The organism is Neisseria sp. HMSC065D04, from assembly GCF_001815675.1.
Classification (GTDB): Bacteria; Pseudomonadota; Gammaproteobacteria; order Burkholderiales; family Neisseriaceae; genus Neisseria.
Genome location: NZ_KV821539.1, coordinates 1 through 6,440 on the forward strand (window position 1 = coordinate 1; position 6,440 = coordinate 6,440).

At 57.6% G+C, this 6,440-nt stretch carries 7 protein-coding genes; 2 read left to right on the plus strand and 5 right to left on the minus strand.

Annotation, left to right across the window (positions count from 1 at the left end):
• Nucleotides 1-263: 263 nt before the first annotated feature.
• The 4 genes from rlmH to HMPREF3050_RS10150 form a co-directional block, all read right to left on the minus strand.
• Nucleotides 264-734, minus strand: coding sequence for a 23S rRNA (pseudouridine(1915)-N(3))-methyltransferase RlmH (rlmH, locus tag HMPREF3050_RS10135; RefSeq protein WP_070774687.1), 471 nt, complete (start codon nt 732-734; stop codon nt 264-266).
• A gap of 196 nt (nt 735-930) precedes the next feature.
• Nucleotides 931-1,317 carry a ribosome silencing factor gene (gene rsfS / locus HMPREF3050_RS10140; protein ID WP_039410466.1) on the minus strand — a complete coding sequence of 129 codons (387 nt, stop codon included), beginning with the start codon at nt 1,315-1,317 and terminating at the stop codon, nt 931-933.
• Between the two features lie 67 nt (nt 1,318-1,384).
• Nucleotides 1,385-1,996 (minus strand): nicotinate-nucleotide adenylyltransferase, encoded by a 612-nt coding sequence (gene nadD, locus HMPREF3050_RS10145; protein WP_070774688.1) that lies wholly within the window; start codon nt 1,994-1,996, stop codon nt 1,385-1,387.
• Between the two features lie 55 nt (nt 1,997-2,051).
• Complete coding sequence (locus HMPREF3050_RS10150) at nt 2,052-2,648, minus strand: beta-class carbonic anhydrase (RefSeq protein WP_070497802.1); 597 nt, start codon at nt 2,646-2,648, stop codon at nt 2,052-2,054.
• Between the two features lie 160 nt (nt 2,649-2,808).
• Between HMPREF3050_RS10150 and HMPREF3050_RS10155 the strand changes: the two genes are divergently transcribed.
• Nucleotides 2,809-3,687 (plus strand): NUDIX hydrolase, encoded by an 879-nt coding sequence (locus tag HMPREF3050_RS10155; protein ID WP_070774689.1) that lies wholly within the window; start codon nt 2,809-2,811, stop codon nt 3,685-3,687.
• A 150-nt stretch (nt 3,688-3,837) separates the two neighbouring features.
• Complete coding sequence (locus tag HMPREF3050_RS10160) at nt 3,838-4,776, plus strand: ABC transporter ATP-binding protein (protein ID WP_070774690.1); 939 nt, start codon at nt 3,838-3,840, stop codon at nt 4,774-4,776.
• A 97-nt stretch (nt 4,777-4,873) separates the two neighbouring features.
• Here the strand turns inward: HMPREF3050_RS10160 and aldA are convergent, their stop codons facing one another.
• Nucleotides 4,874-6,316 carry an aldehyde dehydrogenase gene (gene aldA / locus HMPREF3050_RS10165; protein WP_070774691.1) on the minus strand — a complete coding sequence of 481 codons (1,443 nt, stop codon included), beginning with the start codon at nt 6,314-6,316 and terminating at the stop codon, nt 4,874-4,876.
• Nucleotides 6,317-6,440: the final 124 nt, after the last annotated feature.

A 6,440-nucleotide genomic window follows, 5' to 3' on the forward strand; every position in this document is an offset into this window, starting at 1 on the left:
ATGAGGTCGGTATCTTATCGTCCTTATGGCGGGCATTCAAACAATATCTGAATATTTTCTAGTTTACTATTTCTTGATGTATTAAATTCGCAACAGATACGCTTGCGCCCGATTTATGCGGTGGACACACGAAGCCTGCCTGCGGGAACGGCTTTTATAAGTGGATTAAATTTAAATCAGGACAAGGCGACGACCGCAGATACAGTACAGATAGTACGGCAAGGCGAGGTAACGCCGTCCTGGTTTAAAGTTAATCCACTATATTATTCGCGGTGGTAGGGATGGTTGTGGAGGATGGAGACGGCGCGGTAGAGCTGTTCGGTCAGCAGGACGCGCACCATGCCGTGCGGGAGGGTGAGGCTGGAGAGGCGCATCATCATGCGGGCTTGTTGTTTGAGGTGGTCGGTCATGCCGTCGGCGCCGCCGATGACGAAGCAGACGTGTTCGCCGTTTTGCTGCCAGCTTTTGAGGTGTTCCGCCAGCTCGACGGAGGTCGGGGCTTTGCCGCGTTCATCGAGGACGATGAGGAATGCGCCTTGGGGGATGGCTTCGAGGATGCGTTTTTCTTCCGCCGCCATGCCTTGTGCGGCGTTGACGCCTGCGCCGCGTTTTTCGGGTTTGATTTCTTTGAGGGTGTAGGCGACGTCGCGTCCGAAGCGTTTGGCGTATTCGCCGACGGCTTCGTCCACCCAGCGGGGCATTTTGGTGCCGACGGCGAGGACGGTGATGTTCATGGGTTTCCTTGGTCGGATGGGGTCGTCTGAAAGGTTTCAGACGACCTTTGGGTTTGAATGATGGTGAAACGGGACTCCTTAAGCCGATATTGTTATTGTTCGGTCAAGGGGTCGTCTGAAAGCTTCGGTTTGGGCAAAGGGGGTAGGGTGTGCGCAATAAAGCCGTCTGTATGCACAGACGGCTTGGGGTGATGGTTTAGTCGGCGGCGTGCCAGGGTTTTTGCGCGCCGGCGTGGAAGCTGGGTTTTTCGCCGCCCCAGAGGGTGTCGATGTCGTAGAAGTCGCGGACGGCGGGCAGCATGACGTGGACGACGAGGTCGCCTGCGTCAACGAGCGTCCATTCGCCGCTGTCGCCTTCGGTGCTGAGGATTTCGAAGCCGGCTTCTTTGAGGCTGACGGCGACGTTGTTGGCGAGGGCTTTGACTTGGCGGGTGCTGTCGCCGCTGGCGATGATCATGCGGGCGAACAGTGAGGTTTTTTCTTGGGTTTCGAGGACGGAGATGTCTTTGGCTTTAATGTCTTCGAGGGCTTCGACGGCGGTTTCGACCATTTTTTGCAGGTCTTGCAGTTCTTGTTCGTTCATTGTTTTCCTAATGGTGGGAATGAAATGGGGTTTGGACGGTATTATAACTTATCTGTATGAATTTACGCTATTTTCCGCTTTGGTACAGTTTGTGTTCGCGGATGTAGAGGGCGACTTGGGGCGGGAGGTCGTCTGAAAGTCTGCCGCTTTGGAGGGTTTGGCGGATTTGGGTGGAGGAGGTGTTGTGCAGGGGGGCGTTGAGGATGCGGACGCTGCCGTTTTGGAGGGCTTCGCCCAGCCAGGCGTGGAGTTCGCGCGGGGTTTGGTTGAGGTTGTCGCCTTGGCGCATGGCGACGGCGATGTGGGTTTGGCGCACGAGGGTCTGCCATTTTTTCCAAGTGTGCAGTTTCATGAGGCTGTCGCTGCCCATGAGCCACCAAAGTTGGGCGGCGGGGAATTGTTGGCGGAAGATTTGGACGGTGTCGAAGGTGTACGTCGCGCCGTCGCGGACGATGTCGCAGTCGCTGGCGGCGAAGCGGGGGTCGTCAGCGATGGCCAGTTCGGTCATGATGAGGCGGTCTTGGGCGGGGGCGCGGGACGGGTCTTTGTGGTAGGGGTCGCCTGCGGGCAGGAAGACGACGGTGTCGAGTCCGATTTCGTCGGCGAAGGCGCGGGTGATGTGGAGGTGGCCGTTGTGGATGGGGTCGAAGGTGCCGCCGAAAAGTCCGATGTTTTTCATGGGTGTCCTTGGGTGTGGTGTGCGCTCTGTTTGGGTTTCAGACGACCTATCAGGTTTATGGGTTGGCGGGGTCGTCTGAAAGGCTTTTTGCTTCGGGACTGCCGTCGACGATGAGGGTGAGTTTGCCGGTGGTCGGATGGATGACGAGTCCGTGGACGGCGATGTCGGCGGGCATGAGCGGGTGGTTGCGGATGACTTTGACGGTGTGGCGGACGCTGTCTTCTACGTTTTCGAAACCGGTCAGCCAGTCGTCGAGGTCGATGCCGGCGTTGCGCAGGGTTTCGATGCGGTCGTCGGGGATGTCGCTTTCGTGTACTTTTTCAAGGAAACCAGCGGCGTTCAGCCCCTTCATGCCGCAGTCGTGGTGGGCGATGACCATGATTTCTTTGACTTTGAGTTCGAACACGGCGACCAGAAGGCTGCGCATGACGGAACCCCAAGGATGGGTAACGACTGCGCCGGCGTTTTTGATGAGCTTGGCGTCGCCGTTTTTCAGTCCGAGCGCGTCGGGCAGCAGCTCGATGATGCGCGCGTCCATGCAGGACAGGATGGCCAGTTCGCGGCCGGGATATTTGTCAGTGAAATATTTTTCGTATTCGCCCGATTCGACAAAATTTTGGTTATAGGCGAGAATTTCGCTCAATTCGCTCATGGTGTTGGACCTCCGAAAGAATGGGACGATTATAGCGGTTTTCGGGCGGTTTGGCTTTGCAGCGTGTGCTGCCTGATTGCGGGCGGGACTGGTTGCAAATTGAAGCGGAGCAGATACAATCCGCTTTATGATTATGTATTGATTGGATTGAGGAACAGCCATGTCTTCGCACCCTTGTTTTTCCGAAACGATCGACCGCCGCACCCACGACGCGCTCTACGATTGGGCGCGGGCAAGTTACGGTGCGTCGGACGACTGGAACACGCTCTATCTGAACGGACTGGCTTTGGGTCGTCTGAATCCGCTTTGGCGCGAACGGATCAAACAAGACTGGCAGGAAGGGCTTTCTGAAATTTCAGACGACCTCTGCCTGCAAACGGACAACTGGCTGGCGATGGGCGACAGTTTGCAGCACTTGGCGCACGAATGGAAAAGCCTCGGACTGCTGCACGGCTGGCGCGACGAAAAGTTTGACGTGTGCGACGACGCGGGCAAGGTTCTCTTTGCGTTGGAACGCGCCGCCTTCCGCCCGTTCGGACTCATGAGCCAAGCCGTCCACCTCAACGGATTGGTGCAAACCGACGGTAGCTGGCATTTTTGGATAGGCCGCCGCAGCCCGCACAAAGCCGTCGATCCCGACAAACTCGACAACCTCGTCGGCGGCGGCATTGCCAGCGGCGAAACCCCGTTTGAAGCCGTCTGCCGCGAAAGCGAAGAAGAAGCCGGACTGATGCCGCCCGCCCTCGACAACCTCCGAGCCGCCGCCCGAATCCACAGCCTGCGCCCCGTATCGCGAGGCATCCACAACGAAATCCTGCACATCTTCGACATTATCCTGCCCGAATCCGTCCGCCCCGAAAACCAAGACGGCGAAGTCGCAGGGTTTGAATTGATGAACGTTTCGCAAATCATCGAAACCATGTTGTCCCAAACCATGATGCACGATGCCCAGCTCGTTACCCTAGAAGCCCTCAAACGCTACGGCGTGCTCGACAGGCAGCACCCGCTAAGCCTATGGCTGGACAGCCTTTGCCGCTGAACGCCGAAAAATATAGTGGATTAACTTTAAACCAGTACGGCGTTACCTCACCTTGTCCTGATTTAAAGTTAATCCACTATAAAACAATAAGCAAACCCGTTAACCCCCGCCGTTTTCCTTTCCCGATTCCCAAAAGGTCGTCTGAAACCCATGCTCCGACTTACCGACATCTGCAAACGCTTCGACAGCAAAACCGTCGCCGACCGCATCAGCCTGACCGTCTCCGCAGGCGAAACCCTCGCCGTCCTCGGACGCTCCGGCTGCGGCAAATCCACCCTGCTCAAAATCATTGCCGGCATCGTCAAGCCCGACAGCGGCGAAGTCTGGCTGGACGGGCAGGACATCACCGCCGTCCCGCCCGAAAAACGCAACGTCTCGCTGATGTTTCAAGACTACGCCCTGCTCCCGCACCTGACCGCCCAAGAAAACGTCGGCTTCGGACTCAAAATGCGCCGCCTGCCCAAAGCCGAAATCGAAGCACAAACCATGCAGGCGCTGCGCGACATCGGTTTGGAAAACGAAGCCCGCCGCAAACCCGGCAGCCTCTCCGGCGGCGAACAGCAACGCCTCGCCCTCGCCCGCGCTCTGATTATTAAACCCTCCCTGCTCCTCTTGGACGAAGCCTTCTCCAGCCTCGATACCCACCTGCGCCACAACCTCTACCGCCTGACCGACGAGAGCATCCGCCGTCAAAACATCCCCGCCGTCCTCGTGACCCACTCCCCCGAAGAAGCCGCCGCGCTGGCAGACCATATCGCCCTCATGCACGAAGGGCGCATCCTCCAATACGGTACGCCCGCCGAACTCTTCCGCCGCCCCGCCAACGCCCAGGCCGCCCGCCTGCTCGGGCTGCCCAACACCGACGATGCGCGCCACATCCCGACACACGCCATCCGTCCCGACCCGCAAGGCACACCCTGCCGCATCCTGTCCCTCACCCCCTTGCCCGACAGCCTGCGTCTGACCTTCGCCCACCCCGAATACGGCGAACTGACTACCCTTCTGCCCGCCGGACAGCTACCCGCCGGCGATACCGTGCCGATACATATCGATAAAGGACAAATCGTCTGGTTTGAACCGTCGCGATGATGTTTCGTGTCCCGCCTTAATCGTTGCGTCCGAACATAGAAAAAGGTCGTCTGAAAATTTTCAGACGACCTTTTTATGTCAACACATCAAGGCGTTATCAAATATTGGTTTCCAGATAAACGACTTGGGTTTGCAGATATTCTTCCAAACCGTGTTTGCCGTCTGCGCCGCCGATGCCGGATTTTTTCCAGCCCGCGTGGAAGCCTTGCATGGCTTCGAAGTTTTCGCGGTTGATGTAGGTTTCGCCGAATTGCAGGCGGCGGGTGACGTAGAAGGCTTCGTTCAGGTTGGTGGTGTACACGGAGCTGGTCAGACCGAATTCGCAGTCGTTTGCCAAGGCGATGACTTGGTCGAGCGTGTCGAAAGTGGAAACAGGCAGGACGGGGCCGAAGGTTTCTTCCTTCATGATGTCCATGTTGTTGTCGGTGTCGGTCAGCAGGGTCGGTTCGAAGAAGTAGCCGCGTCCTTTGGCGCGTTTGCCGCCGCAGACCAGCGTCGCACCTTGTTTGACGGCGCGTTCCACTTTTTCGGCAACGGCTTTGACGGCGCGCTCTTCAATCAGCGGGCCCATTTCCAGCGCGCCTGCTTCGGCTTCGGCAGGATTGCCGTAGCGCACGCCTTTCATGGCGGCGGTCATTTTTTCAATGAACGCGTCTTTCAGGCTGCTGTGGACATAGACGCGCTCGGCGCAGTTGCAGATTTGACCGGTGTTGCCGACGCGCGAAGCCAAGATGGATTTCACTGCCAAGTCCAAATCCGCGTCTTTCAAAATGATGGCGGGCGCTTTGCCGCCGAGTTCCAGCGAGACTTTGGTGATGTTGGCGGAAGCGGCTTCCATCACTTGGCGGCCTGCTTCGACGGAGCCGGTCAGGCTGACCATATCGACTTGCGGATGGGCGGACAAGGCGTTGCCGATTTCCGCGCCGGGACCGTTCACGACGTTGAACACGCCTGCGGGCAGTCCGACCGCATCGACGATTTCGGCGAAGATGTGGCAGTTGATCGGGGTCACGCTGCTGGGTTTGACGACGATGGTGTTGCCCGTGACCAAAGCGGGACCCATTTTGCGGGCAATCAGGAAGAAGGGGAAGTTCCACGGCAGGATGCCTGCCACGACGCCCAGCGGACGTTTGAACAATAAAATATTTTCGCGCGGGCGGTCGCTTTGGATGATTTCGCCTTCATAACGGCGCGCCCATTCGGCTTGGTAATCGAGATAGTCGGCGGTGAACATGACTTCCACGCGCGCCAAGTCTTTGGTTTTACCACCTTCGGCAACGATGGTGTCGGTCAACTCGTCGGCGCGTTCGCGTATGCCTTGGGCGATTTTGCGCAAATACGCGCCGCGTTCGACCGCAGGCAGCCGCTCCCATGCCGGTTGCGCCGCACGCGCCGCCGCTACGGCACGGTCAACGTCCGCTTTGCCGCCTTTGGGTTCGCGGGCGATGACCTCTTCAGTGGACGGGTTCAATACATCGCGCCATTCGCCGTTGAAATCGTTTTCAAAGCGTCCGTTGATGTACATGGCCAATTGTTTCATTTCAAGTTCTCCTGTTGTTGTAGTCGCGTGTAGTCAGTGTATGCCTTTTATGCCGCCGCTGCAATGGAAATGCCGTTTGAGAATGCAAATTTAATATAGTGGATTAACTTTAAACCAGTACGGC